This is a genomic window from Maribacter sp. 6B07 (assembly GCF_002700155.1).
Lineage (GTDB): Bacteria > Bacteroidota > Bacteroidia > Flavobacteriales > Flavobacteriaceae > Maribacter > Maribacter dokdonensis.
Map to the genome: position 1 here is coordinate 600,338 of NZ_PDUT01000001.1, position 15,342 is coordinate 615,679.

The following is a 15,342-nucleotide window of genomic DNA, read 5'->3' on the forward strand; positions in this document are numbered from 1 at the left end:
TGATGTTATTTTTATCCAATTTCAAAAGTACAGTTTTATTATGGTTTTTGGTATTGGCTACTTGCGGAAACGATTCCGAAAATGTAGCCGAGCGCACGCAAAGCCAAACCGAGCCACAAATAGTACAAGAGAAAAAAGAAATAGTTGTAGCCGCTAACCGTACGGAAGCCTATCTACCAATTTTAAAAGGAAAAAAAATAGCCGTTGTCGCCAACCAGACAAGTGTCATTTTTAAACCTGAAGGTCACACCCATTTGGTTGATAGCCTACTATCTTTAGGTGTGGACATCAAACACGTTTTTGCCCCAGAACACGGATTTAGGGGGAATTTTGATGCAGGCGAACACGTGAACAATAGTAAAGACATAAAGACAGGTCTAGAATTGATATCCTTACATGGAAAAAATAGAAAACCAAACCAGGATCAATTAGAGGGATTAGACTTAGTGTTGTTCGATATACAAGATGTGGGCGTTCGTTTTTACACTTATATTTCTACCATGCAATTAGTGATGGAGGCTTGTGCAGAAAAAGGTATTCCCGTTTTGGTATTGGATAGACCAAACCCGAACGCACATTATGTAGATGGCCCAACGATGGAAGCAGAACACACTTCTTTTCTTGGCATGACCCAAATACCTTTAGTGTATGGTATGACCATTGGTGAATATGCAAATATGATCAATGAAGAAATGTGGCTTGAAGGAAATAAAAAAGTAAATCTAACAGTAATTCCTCTAGAAAACTGGGCGCATGACATGTTCTACAGTTTACCTATTAGACCTTCGCCAAACTTGCCTAACGACACTTCAATTACCCTATACCCGAGTTTAGGAATGTTTGAAGGTACCAATATCAATGCCGGGCGTGGAACGGAGTTTCAGTTTCAACGTTATGGAGCGTCATTTTTAGATTCAAAAGTGTATGATTTCACCTATACCCCTGAACCTAATTTTGGTTCTAAATACCCAAAGGAAGAGGGAAAACTTTGTTACGGCAAAGATTTATCGGAAACCGAACGAATGAACCAAGTAACGATGGATTTTATTATTGACGCCTATATCAATACCTTGGACAAAAGTAAATTCTTTTTAACGAGCGGATTTACCAAACACGCAGGCAACAATAGACTTCAAAAACAAATTGAAGCCGGTGCTACCAATGCCGAAATTAAAGGGACTTGGCAAGAAGACATTGAAAAGTTTAAAAAAATAAGGGCAAAGTATCTACTTTACTAAAGGCTGTTCATTTACAACGTCTGCTAGGTTACTACCATCTGTGGTAGGTTTTCTATACCCAACAAAAGGATACTTTAGCAATGGTCCAATTTTACCATTGGCAACCTCATCAGGAAAAGTGTCAACGCCGTAGATAATTTTCTCTCGATCTAAATGCATGTACGTACCGAACAAACGATCCCACCAAGAAAAAATATTACCGTAATTAGAATCTGTATATGGTAACACGTAGTGGTGATGTACTTTATGCATATCTGGCGAAATCAACACCCAGCTAATTGCTTTGTCCACACTTTTTGGCAATTTTATGTTCGCATGGTTAAATTGCGACAATACTACAGATAAACTTTGGTACAACATTATAATGCCTATAGGCGCACCAACGATAAAAACCCCAACAAGGGTAAACATATACCTGATCAAACTTTCTAAAGGGTGATGTCTATTTGCTGTAGTAGTATCCACATTATGATCTGTATGATGCACCAAATGAAACATCCACAACGGTTTTACACGGTGCTCTACCAAGTGGGCCAAATATGCCCCTATAAGGTCAAGCAAGGCAACACCTAAAAACACATAAGCCCATAGTGGCATTTCTGGCAACCAATTAATAATTCCGAAATCATTGGCAACCGCCCAGTCAGACGTTTTCAAAAGAAAGAATGCCAACGGAAAGTTTACGATTATGGTGGTCAAGGTAAAAAAGAAATTGGGTACGGAATGCTTCCACTTATTATAAGCACCATTGAATAAGGGGACAATACCTTCCAGTATCCAGAAAAAGGTAATACCACCCACCAAAATTAAAGAGCGGTGTGCAGCAGGTATCGATTCAAAATAGGTTATTAATTGTTCCATTAAATAAGTAAGTAGTTAAATTATAAACTGCAGAAATCAACCTGCAACTCAATTATAGTATCATCAGTAAAATATTCAAATTCTAATGATTTTGTAATTAATTACGTAATATAATAAAGTTTTATTAATTTAACCCGCTACAAATACAGGATACGTATACCATGTCATCCTTGAATTAATGACATTAAAAAATTAAAATTTTACAACAGGGTAAACTTTATTGGGTCCATTACCCGCCAAGTACCTTGTATTTTATATGACTTTTTTAAAACGATCAGAAACTTCTTATCGTTACTTGAACATTCCATAGTAATACTTCCTCTTTCAACAGGTACGTTATGGTCAGGGTTACTTTTATAACTTACTTTTTCTAAAATTATATCTTTCCACAATACCCCGAAAGAGTTTCCTCTTTTACTAATGTTTTTAAAATTCTCGATAGCTTTAATCTCAAAGTTTGAAATTATGGTATCTACTGAAGGAATATTTTCATTGGGCTGAGCATTTTTAACAATTGGAATCAAATATTCCACTTCGCTTTTAGTAGGTAAGATTTTTAAAAATTCTTTTTCACTCTGAGATTTCAGGGCATTAAAAACAGTATTTACAAGCTCAGTATTTCTAAAATCTTCTTGTGCAACGGAAGTATAGGTTACCAATAAGGAAATCATCAATAAAGAAAAATAAAGGGTACGTTTCATCAATAAAGTTTTGGTTGAATAGTATATCTGAGGTAAATGATAAAGCTATTAGCTAATCTAATTCAAAAACAACATTTCTTTCGGTATTTGTCTTATACCTGATTTTGGGAGCAATCTCTAAACTAGCACCATAGCGATAATTTTTACTATTTGGGTTTAGCATATAATCAAGTTGATGTTCAATCATTTTTTCAAACGGGACTAGGAAGTCCGCCGTATCACATTGTTCAATCGTTCCTTTATTCAACAAGTTTAAAACGGTATAGACCGATTCTATGGTGCTAAGACAAAGTGCTTCTGGTTGTTGTTTGATGATGAATTTTGATGCTATGCTATTATCAAAACTAACCCTATTTAACTTTTGCAAGTTCTTACTCAATTTAAGCATCTTTCTAGCACAGGGCCAGGTACCATCAAGAATGTAGATGTTTGCACCTTTACCTATAAAATTATGCATTTCAGCACTACTTTTTTGAGATAGGTTAAAACTGTTTTTACCCGGGTAAAGTAAAAATGAATTTTCATTACTGTCCAATAATTCATTTACACGAGTATTATCACTAAAATCTACGCCCACTATTATTTCAGAATTTTCAAGTTGAAGATTCGTCATGTAGCCTGTACCGTTCCTTTCCTTTTTATACTCCTTAGGGTGCATTAAAATAATGAAACGTGTTTTAGTTTTTACGGCTCTAATATGTTCACAAATACAGGTACTTGAAGGTCTCATGCATTGGTAACATTTTACTCTTGGATTATTTATATCAACTAGCAATCTTAATTTATTTTCAATATTCTACTTACCTAATCAACTTCTTCATCTCCTCTACAATATTATAAGCAGCAGGACAAATAGCCACATTTTTTAAGGTAAGATTACTAATTTGCTGAAACTTCTTTCTATCCGTATGCGGAAATTCTCGACATGCTTTTGGGCGTACATCATAGATAGAACAATAATTATCCGCTCCCAAAAAAGTACATGGTACTTGCTGTAACACATAATCGTTCTCCTCATCTATACGCAAATAGCTTTCAATGAACTTCTGTGGTTTCATTCGGAAAGATTTTGAAATACGTTCCACATCTGCGTTGGTAAACAACGGCCCTGTAGTTTTACAGCAATTGGCACAGGTTAGGCAATCGGTATGTTCAAATTCCGCCTCATGCAGTTCTTGCATGGTATAGTCCAAATCTTTTGGCGGTTTTTTCCTTAGTTTGGCAAAGAACTTTTTATTTTCATTATGTTTTTCCCTTGCCTTTTTGGGCAATTGACGTAAAACCTCTTCCATGTATCAAATTAATTCTTCAAAACTAGGAAAGTAGTACCAAAAAGCGAGACTTTTGCAGATAGAAATACTAGAATTTTGGACAAGGACATTTTAGGAACAGCACTCTTAGATTATCAACAAGGTAATTATTCAGAAGATATCATCACCTATTCTTCGCTTGAAGAAGAAGATGTATTACCATTACCCTATATGTTCAGAAATTTTAGGGAAATGCCTAAGATTGAACAAAAAGCTCTGAAATTAAGTAAGGGCAAGGTTCTGGACGTTGGTTGTGGCGCAGGTAGCCACGGTCTATATTTACAGGAAAAAGGTCTATTGGTCACTGGTTTAGATGCATCGGAAGGCGCAATTTCCGTAAGCAAGCAACGTGGACTTAAAAGCACCGCACATTCAGAACTTTTAAAATACGAAGGAGATAAGTACGATACTATTCTCATTTTGATGAATGGCGTTGGTTTGGCAGGTACTTTAAACGGCTTAGAACCCTTTTTCAGTAAGCTAAAGTCACTACTTAATGAGAACGGACAAATTCTTTTAGACTCCAGCGATATTATCTACATGTTCGAAAATGACGAAGATGGTGGTTATTGGATACCCGATAATGTTAATTACTACGGTGAAGTGAACTTTAGTATGGAATATAAAAACGAAAAAAGCACTACTTTCCCTTGGCTCTATGTTGATTACAACACGCTACAAAGGGCTGCAAATTATAGCAATTTAACATGTAATCTTGTAATGGAAGGCGAACATTACGACTATTTAGCAAGATTGACCCATATGAAGTAATAGGTCAACTTTTTTTTCGTTATCCTATGCATACATATATTATTATGACCAAATACAAAGGTTTATTGCTGTTAGGTATTCTACTATTTACCTTTTCTTGCTCTAAAAGCTCTTCTGATTCTGAAGATGTTAACGCTACAACACAAGTGGATAAGAGCGGTAATCTTTTGGCAACAGGAGATTCTGCCTTTGATATACTTTCAAATGACAATTTTGACAAACTTTTAATAGAGATAGCTTACGTAAGTGGTTTCAGACCAACGGAGTCAGCTATGACCCAATTCACCGATTACTTGAAACAGCATACATTCAAAGAAGATATTGAATTGGTTTACAATGAACTATCCAGTCCGTCAGAAGACGAACTTACCCTTCAAGAAATTGCAGATTTAGAAACTTCTAACAGAACCGTATTCAATACGGGCAGTACTTTGGCAATTTATATTTATTTTGCCGATGCCCCTGCGGAAGGTGATGATCTTGATGGAGGTTTAGTAACCCTAGGCTCGGTATATAGAAACACTTCAATGATCATTCATGAGGTAACCGTTAGGGAATTGGCAAGTTTAAGTTCGTCGATCAACGAGAGCGATGTGGAGACAACAACCCTAAACCATGAATTTGGGCATTTGTTCGGGTTAGTGGATTTAGGTACTGAAATGATCAATGACCACCAATCTCAATCTGAAAACGAAGATGGTCAATTAGTGGGTGATAACCATTGTAATCAAGAGGGATGCCTTATGCGAGCAGAATTACAATTTGGAGGTACATCAGGAAAATCTTTATCCTCAAATGCTTTGGCCAAGTATGAGGCCGGTATAACATCCGGTTGTACTTTATCTGGAGCCACCGTATTACATCTTTTACAGCAAAACACTGCAAAAGGTGTTGCCACAGTAGGTTTAGACCCAGAATGTTTGTTAGATATACAAGCAAATGGCGGTCGCCAATAAGCAAAAAATCAGTTAAGGAATATTAAGGTATTTATGGGTCTGTAAAGACACTTTCCATTTGGGATTGTTCATTACATAATCTACGATCATTGGAACCACCTTGTCTCTAACACTCCATTCGGGCTGTAAGTACAAAATACAATTTGCATTGGTCTTGGCAGCTTGCTCCTCGGCAAAAATTAAATCGTGTTTGTTATAGACAATTACTTTAAGCTCATGCGCTTCGTCATAAATACGACCTTCCGGTAATTTGTTTTTCTTTGGTGACAGGCAGATCCAATCCCACTCACCCGTTAAGGTATATGCACCCGAAGTTTCAATATGGGTCTTTAGCCCCTTTTCCTTTAAGGCCTTGGTAATGGGGTTCATATCCCACATTAATGGCTCTCCTCCGGTAATGACAATAGTATCTGAATATTTGGCGGCATTATCCACAATATGTTCTATAGCCGTAGGCGGATGTGTTTCTGCATTCCAGCTTTCTTTCACATCACACCAATGGCAGCCTACATCGCATCCGCCAACACGAATAAAATAAGCTGCAGTGCCCTTATGGAATCCTTCACCCTGTATGGTATAAAACTCTTCCATTAAGGGTAAATACACCCCTTTATTCACTTTCTCCAGTACCTCCTCATTTTTCATTCGGCAAAGATACGCTTTAGTTCACAATTTATATAAGAAGAACATGATGGTTAATTCTGCCTTAGACTAGTACTATAGGCGCGTACAATGTTAAAAAGTAGTGATATTTAAGGGTGATGTTGTTTTTTGGTTTGGTGAAAAATGCCCTATTTTTATCGAAAATATAGAAAATGGCCGGTACCGAAGATTTTTTTGACCATATAGAAAAAGGATATGCCACAAAGGGCGATTATATAAATATGGGTGCTGCCATGTTAAATGGTGAAGCCGTAAAAAATGCCTTCGTAAAAATACCTTTAAAAACCTTAAATAGGCACGGGCTTATTGCCGGAGCTACCGGTACAGGAAAAACAAAAACATTACAGGTTTTGGCAGAAAATTTATCTGACAAGGGTATTCCGGTAATGTTGATGGACCTTAAAGGTGATTTAAGTGGATTGGCACAACCTAGTCCCGGTCATGCAAAAATAGACGAGCGCCATGAAAAAATAGGCTTCCCTTTTGAGGCCAGTAGTTTTCCCGTGGAAATACTTTCGTTGTCAGAGCAAGATGGCGTAAAATTGAGAGCCACAGTTTCCGAATTTGGTCCTGTGCTGTTATCAAGAATACTAGACCTTTCCGAAACGCAATCTGGTATTGTGTCCGTGGTATTCAAATATTGCGATGACCAAAAAATGCCCCTATTGGACCTAAAAGATTTTAAAAAGGTATTACAATACGCAACGGGTACTGGCAAAGCAGAATTCACCAAGGAATATGGTAGAATATCTACAAGCTCTACCGGTGCAATTCTTAGAAAGATCATTGAGCTGGAACAGCAAGGTGCTGAATTGTTCTTTGGTGAAAAATCTTTTGATGTAAACGACCTTACCCGAATAGATGATGAAGGACGAGGCTATATCAATATTTTACGACTGACCGATATTCAAGATAGACCTAAGCTTTTCTCTACTTTTATGTTGAGCTTACTTGCAGAAATCTACGATACCTTCCCTGAACAAGGTGATAGTGACAAACCAGAATTAATTTTGTTCATAGATGAAGCCCACCTTATTTTCAAGGAAGCTTCAAAAGCACTGTTAGATCAAATAGAGAGTATTGTAAAACTAATTCGTTCAAAAGGAATAGGTTTATATTTTGTAACCCAAAACCCTACAGATGTACCAAATGATGTCTTATCTCAATTAGGGCTAAAAGTTCAGCATGCGTTAAGAGCGTTTACCGCCAGGGACAGAAAGGCTATCAAGCTAACGGCAGAGAACTACCCGGAATCTGAATATTACGATACTAAAGAAGTGTTGACTTCCCTTGGTATCGGTGAAGCATTAATTTCAGCTTTAGATGAAAAAGGTAGACCTACCCCACTTGCAGCAACCTTACTACGTGCACCAATGAGCCGTATGGATGTTTTAACGAAAAAAGAATTGGACGAAGTAGTCAACAGCTCTTCATTGGTTAAGAAATACGGTGAAATAATCGATAGGGAAAGTGCCTATGAAATTTTGAACGAAAAAATTGAAACTGCCGAAAAGTTAGCGGAAAAGGAAAAAAACAAACCTGCTGCGCGCAAGACCACCAAAAGAGCCAGTACCAGACAAAACCCCGTAATAAAGGTGTTAACCAGCGCTACATTTATAAGAGGTGTACTTGGAGTATTAAAAAAAGTGATGAGATAACCTATGAAGTTTAGATATACCCTTATATTGATTATTTGTTGCATACTAGCAACTAGTTGTGCCGACCAACAGAACAATGATTTTAAAATTACCGGCAACCAAGTTGGCAAATTATCAAAAGAAAGCTTGGCAAGAGATATAGAGTTAATTTTTGAAAAAGACTCTGTAGTTCAAGATACCGTTAAACTAAATTTTGGCAATGGCGCCAGTAAAATCAAAATCTATGAAAAAGGTGGGGCTTTACTATTGACCTTAACACCTAATAACGATAGTATAGCCACTATACAAAACGTACTTGTTAACGATGAAAGATTTGAAACCGACAAGGGCATCTCTAAAATGAGCACATTTAAAGAGATTCGTGAAAACTATTCCATAAAAAAGATTATTACTTCTCTTAACAATGTAGTGGTATTGTTAAAAGACAATGACCTTTATTTTACCATAGATAAAAAAGAGTTGCCCGAAAGCCTTAGGTATAATGCCAATAACAATATTGAGGAAGTACAAATACCTGATAACGCAAAAGTAAAATATATGATGATTGGCTGGGACTAACAGAAAACCCTACAAATAAACAGTGATTACCACATCAATAGTTACTAATTTCAAAAAACTCATAGGTGCCCTTATTTCTTCAAAAACTTATTCCTAAACTATACGGCCTATACTTTAATATTCTTGTTTGGTTTGCTCCAAAGAAAACTGCCCACAAAGCTTTTACGGTATTTGCAACCGTACGAAAAGGCAGGGTCTTGCCAAATCAAAAACAATACTTGGACAATGCCAAATTAGAAGTCGTTACCACGGGTGATCACAAAATACAAGTTTATAACTGGCCCGGAAATAATGAAACAGTATTATTGGTACATGGCTGGGAAAGCAATACATGGCGATGGCATAAACTTATTGAAAAACTACAAAGGGAAAATTACAATATCATTGCATTTGATGCCCCTGCCCATGGATATTCTACAGGAAAAATACTTCATGCCCCTTTATACGCTGAATTTGTACAGGTCATGTTACAAAAATACAAGCCCACAATTGCGATAGGGCATTCTATGGGAGGTATGACCATTTTGTATAATGAGTATCAAAATCCAAATTTAGTTTTAGAAAAAATGGTAACCATAGGTTCACCTTCTGAATTTCATGAAATACTAACGCATTACAAAAACCTTCTTGGTCTAAACAGTAAGGTCGTTAACGCTCTCAAAAAATTTGTACATAAAAAATTCAATTTTACAACAGATGAATTTTCAAGTGCCAAATTTGTTGAGAACAATACTAAAAAAGGATTGCTCTTTCATGATCGATTTGATAAAATTGCACCTTACCATGCATCTGTTGATGTACATAAACATTGGAAAGGGAGTGAATTTATAAGCACTGAGGGATTTGGACACTCCATGCACCAAGATGAGGTCAACAACAAAATCATTTCCTTTTTAGCGGAGTAATTTCTTGTTGTATACAGCACGTTCACAGACCATTAATTATTTATTTTTAAAATAAAAAATGGCAAAATCAAATAACATACCGCAAATTAAAAACGAAGAGCAATATGAAGCATTGGTAGACAAGGGCTATAGCAAAGAAAAAGCAGCTAGAATCGCCAATACTGAAAATGCGGGCAAAAAAGGTGGTAAAGCATCTACTTATGAAGACAGAACAAAAGATGAGCTTTACGAACAAGCGAAGAAAATTGGTATTGAAGGACGTTCTAAAATGAATAAAAAAGAGTTAATTTCAGCATTAAGAAACAACTGAATATGCAAAACGTTACACCTTTTCACATTGCCATTCCTGTACACAACTTAGCGGAATGTAGAACTTTTTACAGAGAAATATTGAATTGCGAAGAAGGCCGTAGTAGCGACCACTGGGTAGATTTTAATTTATTCGGACATCAATTGGTGATACACTACAAGCCTAAATCTGAAACCGAAACCGTACATCACAACCCTGTTGACGGTCATGATGTACCCGTACCGCATTACGGAGTTGTTTTACCTTGGGATACATTTCAAAGCTTTTCAGAAGAGCTAAAATCCAAAGGTGTACAATTCGTCATAGAGCCTTATGTGCGTTTTGCAGGTAAAGTAGGTGAGCAAGCTACCATGTTTTTTTATGACCCAGCGGGTAATGCTTTGGAATTTAAAGCTTTTAAAGATATGGGACAGTTGTTTGCGAAGTAATAAACAAGCTTAATCTGCGTTTTTTAATCGTTTATTAAACCAGGATATGACTAAATAATCCAGCTCTTTTCTTTTATTTGAGAAAAAGTGATCTGTTATAAATTCTTGATATTCAAAATCATAGTTCAAGTATGATAATTTGTCTGCGAACTTAGTTGTAGAATCCTGATTTGCTCGTTTATCATTCTTTCCAGAGATAATTAATAAGCTACTATGTTTATTAAGTTTTTGCGGCCAAAATATAGCGGAACGTTTTCGCAATTCGACCTCTTTATTCTGATAGTAATTTGGAATACATTCAGCTAAAACCGCTGTTTCCATTTTAGGTCTATCTTTTATCAATTGAAACAAGTCCGTAACCCCATTACCAACAATGGCTGTTTTTATTTTATCTGACTCTTTTAAGCTTAAGTATGTCATTATACCTCCTCTTGACCACCCGAACATACCAATACAATTTGCATCGGCTTTTTCAATTTCTTTTACTGTTTCTGTCAAATTCAAAACATCATTCAATTCTTTACCACCAAACTCATCTTTTTCTCGATAATTACTTCCTATAATAACATACCCTTGTTCAGCCAATTTTGAAGTATAATTAATTATCGTAGACAAGTTTAGTGGAGCAAAATCCCTATTTCCACCACGATTAAAAATTACAACAGGATGGACTCCTTTTTCTTTAGGTTCTACAACAATGCCCCCTACTATCAAGGAGTCACTTTGATAAGTTATAGAGAAGAAATCTAATTTTTCTAAATGAATATAATCAGGTTTCAAAATATTATTTTCGGAAACCCTATTCCAAACTGAGGTACTAATAATATCAATAATGTATTTAGAAATCAATTTTCCGTTTTGGGCAAATCCGATATTGAAAATAGTTAAGTTTAATATGATGAAGAATATACTTTTCATTGGATTCCTAAAAAAATTACTACTGCGACCAAGAAGTAGGCACTCTATCCCAACGGTGCTTTAATAATTCTTTGTACAATTCGTTAGATAACAATTTACCATCACTTGTTGCAGTATTCGCCAAGACATTACGTTGTTTACGCATACCTGGTATGGTAGTACCAACATTATCGTTCATCAAAATAAAACGTAGTGCCATTTCCGCCATGGTCATACCTTCAGGAATTAGCGGTCTTAAAGCATCGGCATGCTCTACCGAAGAAATTAAATTCTCAGGCACGAAGTAGGTGCCTCGCCAGTCACCTTCAGGGAACGTAGTTTCCTTCGTCATAGTTCCTGTCAAAGTTCCTTCATCAAAAGGTACGCGTGCAATGGTTGCGATATCCAACGCTTTACAAAGTGGAAATAAATTATCTACTGGCGCTTGATCGAATATGTTATAAATGACCTGAACGGCATCTAATAATCCTGTTTTTAAGGCTTTTATTCCATTTTCCGGTTCCCAACGGTTCATACTAATACCAATTGCAGCTACTTTACCCGAAGTCTTTAAATCTTCAATAGCGCGTTGCCATTCTTCTATCTCGCTCCAACCGTCATCCCATGTATGAAATTGCATGAGGTCTATTTGCTCTAGCCCTAAATTCTTTAAAGTCTTATGGGTGTATTCCATAATATGCACTGTAGGATAGGATTCCTCAAACGTATATTCAGGTTTTGCTGGCCATTGAAAATTTTTTGGTGGAATTTTACTAGCCGTGTATAATTTCTTGGAAGGGTGTCTTTTTACCAACTCGCCCAACAGCTCCTCACTATGACCTTCCCCGTATCCCCAAGCGGTATCAAAGAAATTGACGCCCTTTTCAACTGCCAAATCCAACGATTTTGCAGATTGGGCATCATCACTTGCCGTCCAACCGGCCATTCCCCACATTCCGTATCCCACTTCGCTTACTTGCCAATCTGTTCTTCCGAATCTTCTGTATTTCATTACATCTTTACACTATAGTTATTATACATATTTTAAATAGCAACAAGCATCTTTGTATATTGAAACGCTTCTCGATACTAATTTTTCGTGCCTCTAAATTCACTCGAAGTGACATACTTATTTTGACTGCACAACTAGCATTACTTATACCTCCAACTTGTTAAATCGGCATCTTTTGGAGCACTTTTCTCAATACGCTCCATAATCTTTGGAACATACATACTATTGTAACGTAGGCGCGTTATGGCATTGGGTTGATCAGGATCACCGTTCCAGCAATGTTCATCACGGTCGCCGTATTTTACTTCGCCTTCATAATAAGGATCTGTTGTACTTTCAAGAAAATCCTCCATAAGGTAGACAGCGTTGTTTAAGTAGTAATTATCCATATCACCACAATAGATATGAATTTTCCCTTTTAAGTTATCGCCCAGTTTATCCCAATCACGTTCAAGAATATGTCTTAAATCAAAATTCTCTTTCCAATACTCGGCAACCTCATGGTCTATATCTCCTGTCATTTTATCCCAAATTCTTTCAGGATAGCCATCTTTGCCCTGTGGGGAATAAGTTGCTTCCCAAATATCCCATTGTTGCCCTGATCTAGATTTATCTCCCAACACCAACTCTAAGTGATTTCCCTGTCTTAAGGTAGATTGAATTTGCCCTAAGTAATTTCTATGTGAGGGCACTTCTAATTTTTTATGCGCGCTTGGATAGTAATATGCATTTTCATCTTCATAAATATTGGTCAAGGTATACGCCCTAAAATCTATAGGGTCGGGGCATGCCGCAAAACAACCATTGTATTCCTCCGGATATTTGACCTGTACCGCCAAAGCTTCCCAACCGCCGGTTGATCCGCCGTATAGAAAACGAGACCACCCCTCTCCCATGCCCCTGAACTGTTTTTCAATTTCAGGAATAAGTTCATAGGTAATAGCATCACCATAAGGACCTTGACTAGCAGAATTTACTGCATATGAATCATCATAATATGGAGTTGGGTGTTGAATTTCAATAATTAAAAAGCGAGGAAAATCGGGCTCGTTCCATCGTTTGTAAAAATCGTAGGCTTCTTGCTGTTGAATAATATTATACCCTTCTAAACTAAAACGCTCAGAATACTCTGGCTTTAAATTAGGGTCTGGTGGTGTAGTTCTAAATCCGCCAAAATCTGAAGGAAAATGACCGTGAAAAACCATCAGTGGGTACTTGGCCTCCGGATGCTCGTTAAATCCCTTAGGCAACAATACATGAGCTCCTAAATAGATATCCCTCCCCCAAAACTCGGATAATTTTTCAGATTTCATCTTTATATGCTTGATCCACTCGGTATCATTTGGTTCTTCAATGGGCGGAATCACCTGATCTAGTTCTACAGACACATTCTCAAACCCGTTGCTAGCAACCCTTATCTTAAAAGGCTTGCTATATAAATTACCTGGTGATTTATTCCATTGTTGTCCCTCGCCATTATCCATAGGCAACTTTACGGTATGGCCGGTAGAAAGATTAAACGTTTCATATACGTTCAAAAGTGCCTGCACATTATACTCCCCAGGCGGTACATCTTTTAAACTTTCATAAGGGTAACCAAACACAGATTCATCAAAGGTCAAAATAGAATCTTGAACCCAATTCTCTACATTCATACCGAATATGAGTTGAGTATTAAGTCCGTCATTAATTTGAAATCGAGGTTCATCACTATCATCAGACGATAACATTAGCAATAAACGACCATCTATAGATTCTTGACCAATATCATTACTAAAAGTTACTTGTATAGTTTGAACAGGCTCTACAACCTTTTCACAACTTATAAAAAGACCTAATACCAATGCTACTGCTATTACTTGTTTTATCATGGCAAATAAATTTACATGCTTAAAGATAATTAATGAAACCACTCAAGTGGATATTCAGAAACATTATTATGCCATATTTACCAAGATAATAATACCGGACAGTAAAAATTATTGCGTAGGAAAAACAATAGTAAACAAAGCCCCTTTTTTTAGCTCACTATCTACCGTGATCGTACCGCCTAGACTATTAATTTGATTATGTATTAAATAAAGACCTACGCCTTTGCCATCTTGTTCGGTATTAAAACGTTCATTTAAACCAAAAATCTTGCTGCCATTTTTGATCATATCAAAGCCTTGACCGTAATCTTTGAAATATAGAACTATCTTACCATCTACAAATTCCGTTTTAATTTCAATTCTTGGTGCTTCACCAGGAATAGTATATTTAATAGCATTGGTAATCAAGTTCAAGAAGATACTTTCCATATAAGAATTATCGAACAAAACACTTTTACAAAGTGTAAAATCATAAGAAATTGAGGTTTTAGAATTCTTGATAATCGAACTTAATACGTTTTGGGTTTTGGCAAGTACATGATCAAAATAAATCTCCGTTAATGTGTTTAGCCCTTTACGTGCATTTTCAATTAATTTTAAATAATTCTCCAAAGACTCTTTCACCCCCTTGGCAGAAATCTCCATGTATCTCAAAATCTGTAGCGTATCATCATCTAGGACATTGTAATCGAGAACATCAAAAAGGGAAATTAAGTTATTTAATGGCGCCCTTAAATCATGTGAAGTAGTATAATTTAGCCTTACCAGATCATCATTGACCGTTTTCATTTTTGCAAATTCAAGAATTCTAGCATTCTTTAAATTCATTTCATGGGTAATGTCCTTGGCTATAGCATAAACAAGTTTTTCACTATCTACCGGTACTGCGCTCCAAGATAACCAAACCACACCGCCGCTCTTGGTCACATACCTATTTTGAAAACTGATTAATTTTTTGTTTTCGTGCAAACTAGCCCTTGTCTGTTGCGTTACCTCTTTATCCTCTTCAAAAACAAAATCATTAATTTTTCTGGACATTAATTCTTCTTTATCATACCCTAGTAGTTTGATAAATGCCGGATTTACATCTTCAAAGTATCCATCATAATTAGCTATACAAAGCATATCTATGGATGCATCAAAAAAATGGTTCAATTTCATAGTCTAGAAGTGTAAAAAAGAAGCCTAAGCGATTGCTAATCA

Annotated in this window: 17 protein-coding genes; 8 read left to right on the forward strand and 9 right to left on the reverse strand. The window is 36.4% G+C overall.

Features of this window, described 5'->3' with window-relative positions; all coding sequences use genetic code 11:
* Window positions 1-2: 2 nt before the first annotated feature.
* Window positions 3-1,238 carry a DUF1343 domain-containing protein gene (locus CSC80_RS02500; RefSeq protein ID WP_099191388.1) on the forward strand — a complete coding sequence of 412 codons (1,236 nt, stop codon included), beginning with the start codon at window positions 3-5 and terminating at the stop codon, window positions 1,236-1,238.
* On the opposite strand, the gene CSC80_RS02505 is transcribed toward CSC80_RS02500, so the two are convergent.
* The 4 genes from CSC80_RS02505 to CSC80_RS02520 all read right to left on the reverse strand — a co-directional run bounded on the left by CSC80_RS02505 (window position 1,227) and on the right by CSC80_RS02520 (window position 4,092).
* The gene (locus tag CSC80_RS02505) at window positions 1,227-2,099 is read right to left on the reverse strand and encodes a sterol desaturase family protein (RefSeq protein WP_099189589.1); all 873 of its coding nucleotides are present in this window, start codon (window positions 2,097-2,099) and stop codon (window positions 1,227-1,229) included. The two genes, CSC80_RS02500 and CSC80_RS02505, sit on opposite strands and share 12 nt — an antisense overlap.
* Before the next feature lie 200 nt (window positions 2,100-2,299).
* The gene (locus CSC80_RS02510; RefSeq protein ID WP_099189592.1) at window positions 2,300-2,800 is read right to left on the reverse strand and encodes a hypothetical protein; all 501 of its coding nucleotides are present in this window, start codon (window positions 2,798-2,800) and stop codon (window positions 2,300-2,302) included.
* 52 nt (window positions 2,801-2,852) lie between these two features.
* Window positions 2,853-3,575: a tRNA-uridine aminocarboxypropyltransferase gene (locus CSC80_RS02515; RefSeq protein WP_257786204.1), complete on the reverse strand. Its 723-nt coding sequence runs from the start codon at window positions 3,573-3,575 to the stop codon at window positions 2,853-2,855.
* Window positions 3,576-3,600: 25 nt separating this feature from the next.
* Complete coding sequence (locus CSC80_RS02520; protein WP_099189594.1) at window positions 3,601-4,092, reverse strand: YkgJ family cysteine cluster protein; 492 nt, start codon at window positions 4,090-4,092, stop codon at window positions 3,601-3,603.
* Between the two features lie 75 nt (window positions 4,093-4,167).
* On the opposite strand from CSC80_RS02520, the gene CSC80_RS02525 reads away from it, so the two are divergent.
* Together CSC80_RS02525 and CSC80_RS02530 are read left to right on the forward strand one after the other, a co-directional pair.
* Complete coding sequence (locus tag CSC80_RS02525; RefSeq protein ID WP_099189595.1) at window positions 4,168-4,881, forward strand: methyltransferase domain-containing protein; 714 nt, start codon at window positions 4,168-4,170, stop codon at window positions 4,879-4,881.
* A gap of 44 nt (window positions 4,882-4,925) precedes the next feature.
* Complete coding sequence (locus tag CSC80_RS02530) at window positions 4,926-5,837, forward strand: hypothetical protein (protein ID WP_099189597.1); 912 nt, start codon at window positions 4,926-4,928, stop codon at window positions 5,835-5,837.
* A gap of 12 nt (window positions 5,838-5,849) precedes the next feature.
* Here CSC80_RS02530 and CSC80_RS02535 read toward each other — a convergent pair whose 3' ends face one another.
* Window positions 5,850-6,482, reverse strand: coding sequence for a 7-carboxy-7-deazaguanine synthase QueE (locus tag CSC80_RS02535; protein WP_099189598.1), 633 nt, complete (start codon window positions 6,480-6,482; stop codon window positions 5,850-5,852).
* A 170-nt stretch (window positions 6,483-6,652) separates the two neighbouring features.
* Here CSC80_RS02535 and CSC80_RS02540 point away from each other — a divergent pair, with 170 nt between their 5' ends.
* The 5 genes from CSC80_RS02540 to CSC80_RS02560 all read left to right on the forward strand — a co-directional run bounded on the left by CSC80_RS02540 (window position 6,653) and on the right by CSC80_RS02560 (window position 10,359).
* Window positions 6,653-8,158 carry a helicase HerA-like domain-containing protein gene (locus tag CSC80_RS02540; protein ID WP_091606556.1) on the forward strand — a complete coding sequence of 502 codons (1,506 nt, stop codon included), beginning with the start codon at window positions 6,653-6,655 and terminating at the stop codon, window positions 8,156-8,158.
* Between the two features lie 3 nt (window positions 8,159-8,161).
* On the forward strand, window positions 8,162-8,716 hold the full coding sequence (locus tag CSC80_RS02545) for a hypothetical protein (protein ID WP_058103787.1): 555 nt from the start codon (window positions 8,162-8,164) through the stop codon (window positions 8,714-8,716).
* A gap of 65 nt (window positions 8,717-8,781) precedes the next feature.
* A complete protein-coding gene (locus tag CSC80_RS02550) occupies window positions 8,782-9,621 on the forward strand; it encodes an alpha/beta hydrolase (RefSeq protein WP_071341387.1) in 840 nt (279 codons plus the stop codon).
* Window positions 9,622-9,679: 58 nt separating this feature from the next.
* Window positions 9,680-9,931, forward strand: coding sequence for a Rho termination factor N-terminal domain-containing protein (locus CSC80_RS02555; RefSeq protein ID WP_058103789.1), 252 nt, complete (start codon window positions 9,680-9,682; stop codon window positions 9,929-9,931).
* 2 nt (window positions 9,932-9,933) lie between these two features.
* Window positions 9,934-10,359 carry a VOC family protein gene (locus CSC80_RS02560; RefSeq protein WP_099189600.1) on the forward strand — a complete coding sequence of 142 codons (426 nt, stop codon included), beginning with the start codon at window positions 9,934-9,936 and terminating at the stop codon, window positions 10,357-10,359.
* Between the two features lie 9 nt (window positions 10,360-10,368).
* Here CSC80_RS02560 and CSC80_RS02565 read toward each other — a convergent pair whose 3' ends face one another.
* From CSC80_RS02565 to CSC80_RS02580, 4 genes are all read right to left on the reverse strand, one after another.
* Complete coding sequence (locus tag CSC80_RS02565) at window positions 10,369-11,277, reverse strand: prolyl oligopeptidase family serine peptidase (protein WP_099189602.1); 909 nt, start codon at window positions 11,275-11,277, stop codon at window positions 10,369-10,371.
* A 19-nt stretch (window positions 11,278-11,296) separates the two neighbouring features.
* A complete protein-coding gene (locus CSC80_RS02570; protein WP_099189604.1) occupies window positions 11,297-12,268 on the reverse strand; it encodes an aldo/keto reductase in 972 nt (323 codons plus the stop codon).
* A gap of 140 nt (window positions 12,269-12,408) precedes the next feature.
* The gene (locus CSC80_RS02575) at window positions 12,409-14,139 is read right to left on the reverse strand and encodes an alpha/beta hydrolase-fold protein (protein WP_143751715.1); all 1,731 of its coding nucleotides are present in this window, start codon (window positions 14,137-14,139) and stop codon (window positions 12,409-12,411) included.
* Between the two features lie 108 nt (window positions 14,140-14,247).
* Window positions 14,248-15,300: a PAS domain-containing sensor histidine kinase gene (locus CSC80_RS02580; protein WP_099189606.1), complete on the reverse strand. Its 1,053-nt coding sequence runs from the start codon at window positions 15,298-15,300 to the stop codon at window positions 14,248-14,250.
* Window positions 15,301-15,342: the final 42 nt, after the last annotated feature.

What these genes read in the sequence shown, in the direction of transcription:
- CSC80_RS02560 (WP_099189600.1), top strand. Translation starts at nt 9,934, where the DNA reads ATGCAAAACGTTACACCTTTTCACATTGCCATTCCTGTACACAACTTA.
- CSC80_RS02555 (WP_058103789.1), top strand. Translation starts at nt 9,680, where the DNA reads ATGGCAAAATCAAATAACATACCGCAAATTAAAAACGAAGAGCAATAT.
- CSC80_RS02565 (WP_099189602.1), bottom strand. Translation starts at nt 11,277, where the DNA reads ATGAAAAGTATATTCTTCATCATATTAAACTTAACTATTTTCAATATC.
- CSC80_RS02505 (WP_099189589.1), bottom strand. Translation starts at nt 2,099, where the DNA reads ATGGAACAATTAATAACCTATTTTGAATCGATACCTGCTGCACACCGC.
- CSC80_RS02510 (WP_099189592.1), bottom strand. Translation starts at nt 2,800, where the DNA reads ATGAAACGTACCCTTTATTTTTCTTTATTGATGATTTCCTTATTGGTA.
- CSC80_RS02575 (WP_143751715.1), bottom strand. Translation starts at nt 14,139, where the DNA reads ATGATAAAACAAGTAATAGCAGTAGCATTGGTATTAGGTCTTTTTATA.
- CSC80_RS02500 (WP_099191388.1), top strand. Translation starts at nt 3, where the DNA reads ATGTTATTTTTATCCAATTTCAAAAGTACAGTTTTATTATGGTTTTTG.
- CSC80_RS02520 (WP_099189594.1), bottom strand. Translation starts at nt 4,092, where the DNA reads ATGGAAGAGGTTTTACGTCAATTGCCCAAAAAGGCAAGGGAAAAACAT.
- CSC80_RS02580 (WP_099189606.1), bottom strand. Translation starts at nt 15,300, where the DNA reads ATGAAATTGAACCATTTTTTTGATGCATCCATAGATATGCTTTGTATA.
- CSC80_RS02540 (WP_091606556.1), top strand. Translation starts at nt 6,653, where the DNA reads ATGGCCGGTACCGAAGATTTTTTTGACCATATAGAAAAAGGATATGCC.
- CSC80_RS02530 (WP_099189597.1), top strand. Translation starts at nt 4,926, where the DNA reads ATGACCAAATACAAAGGTTTATTGCTGTTAGGTATTCTACTATTTACC.
- CSC80_RS02545 (WP_058103787.1), top strand. Translation starts at nt 8,162, where the DNA reads ATGAAGTTTAGATATACCCTTATATTGATTATTTGTTGCATACTAGCA.
- CSC80_RS02535 (WP_099189598.1), bottom strand. Translation starts at nt 6,482, where the DNA reads ATGAAAAATGAGGAGGTACTGGAGAAAGTGAATAAAGGGGTGTATTTA.
- CSC80_RS02570 (WP_099189604.1), bottom strand. Translation starts at nt 12,268, where the DNA reads ATGAAATACAGAAGATTCGGAAGAACAGATTGGCAAGTAAGCGAAGTG.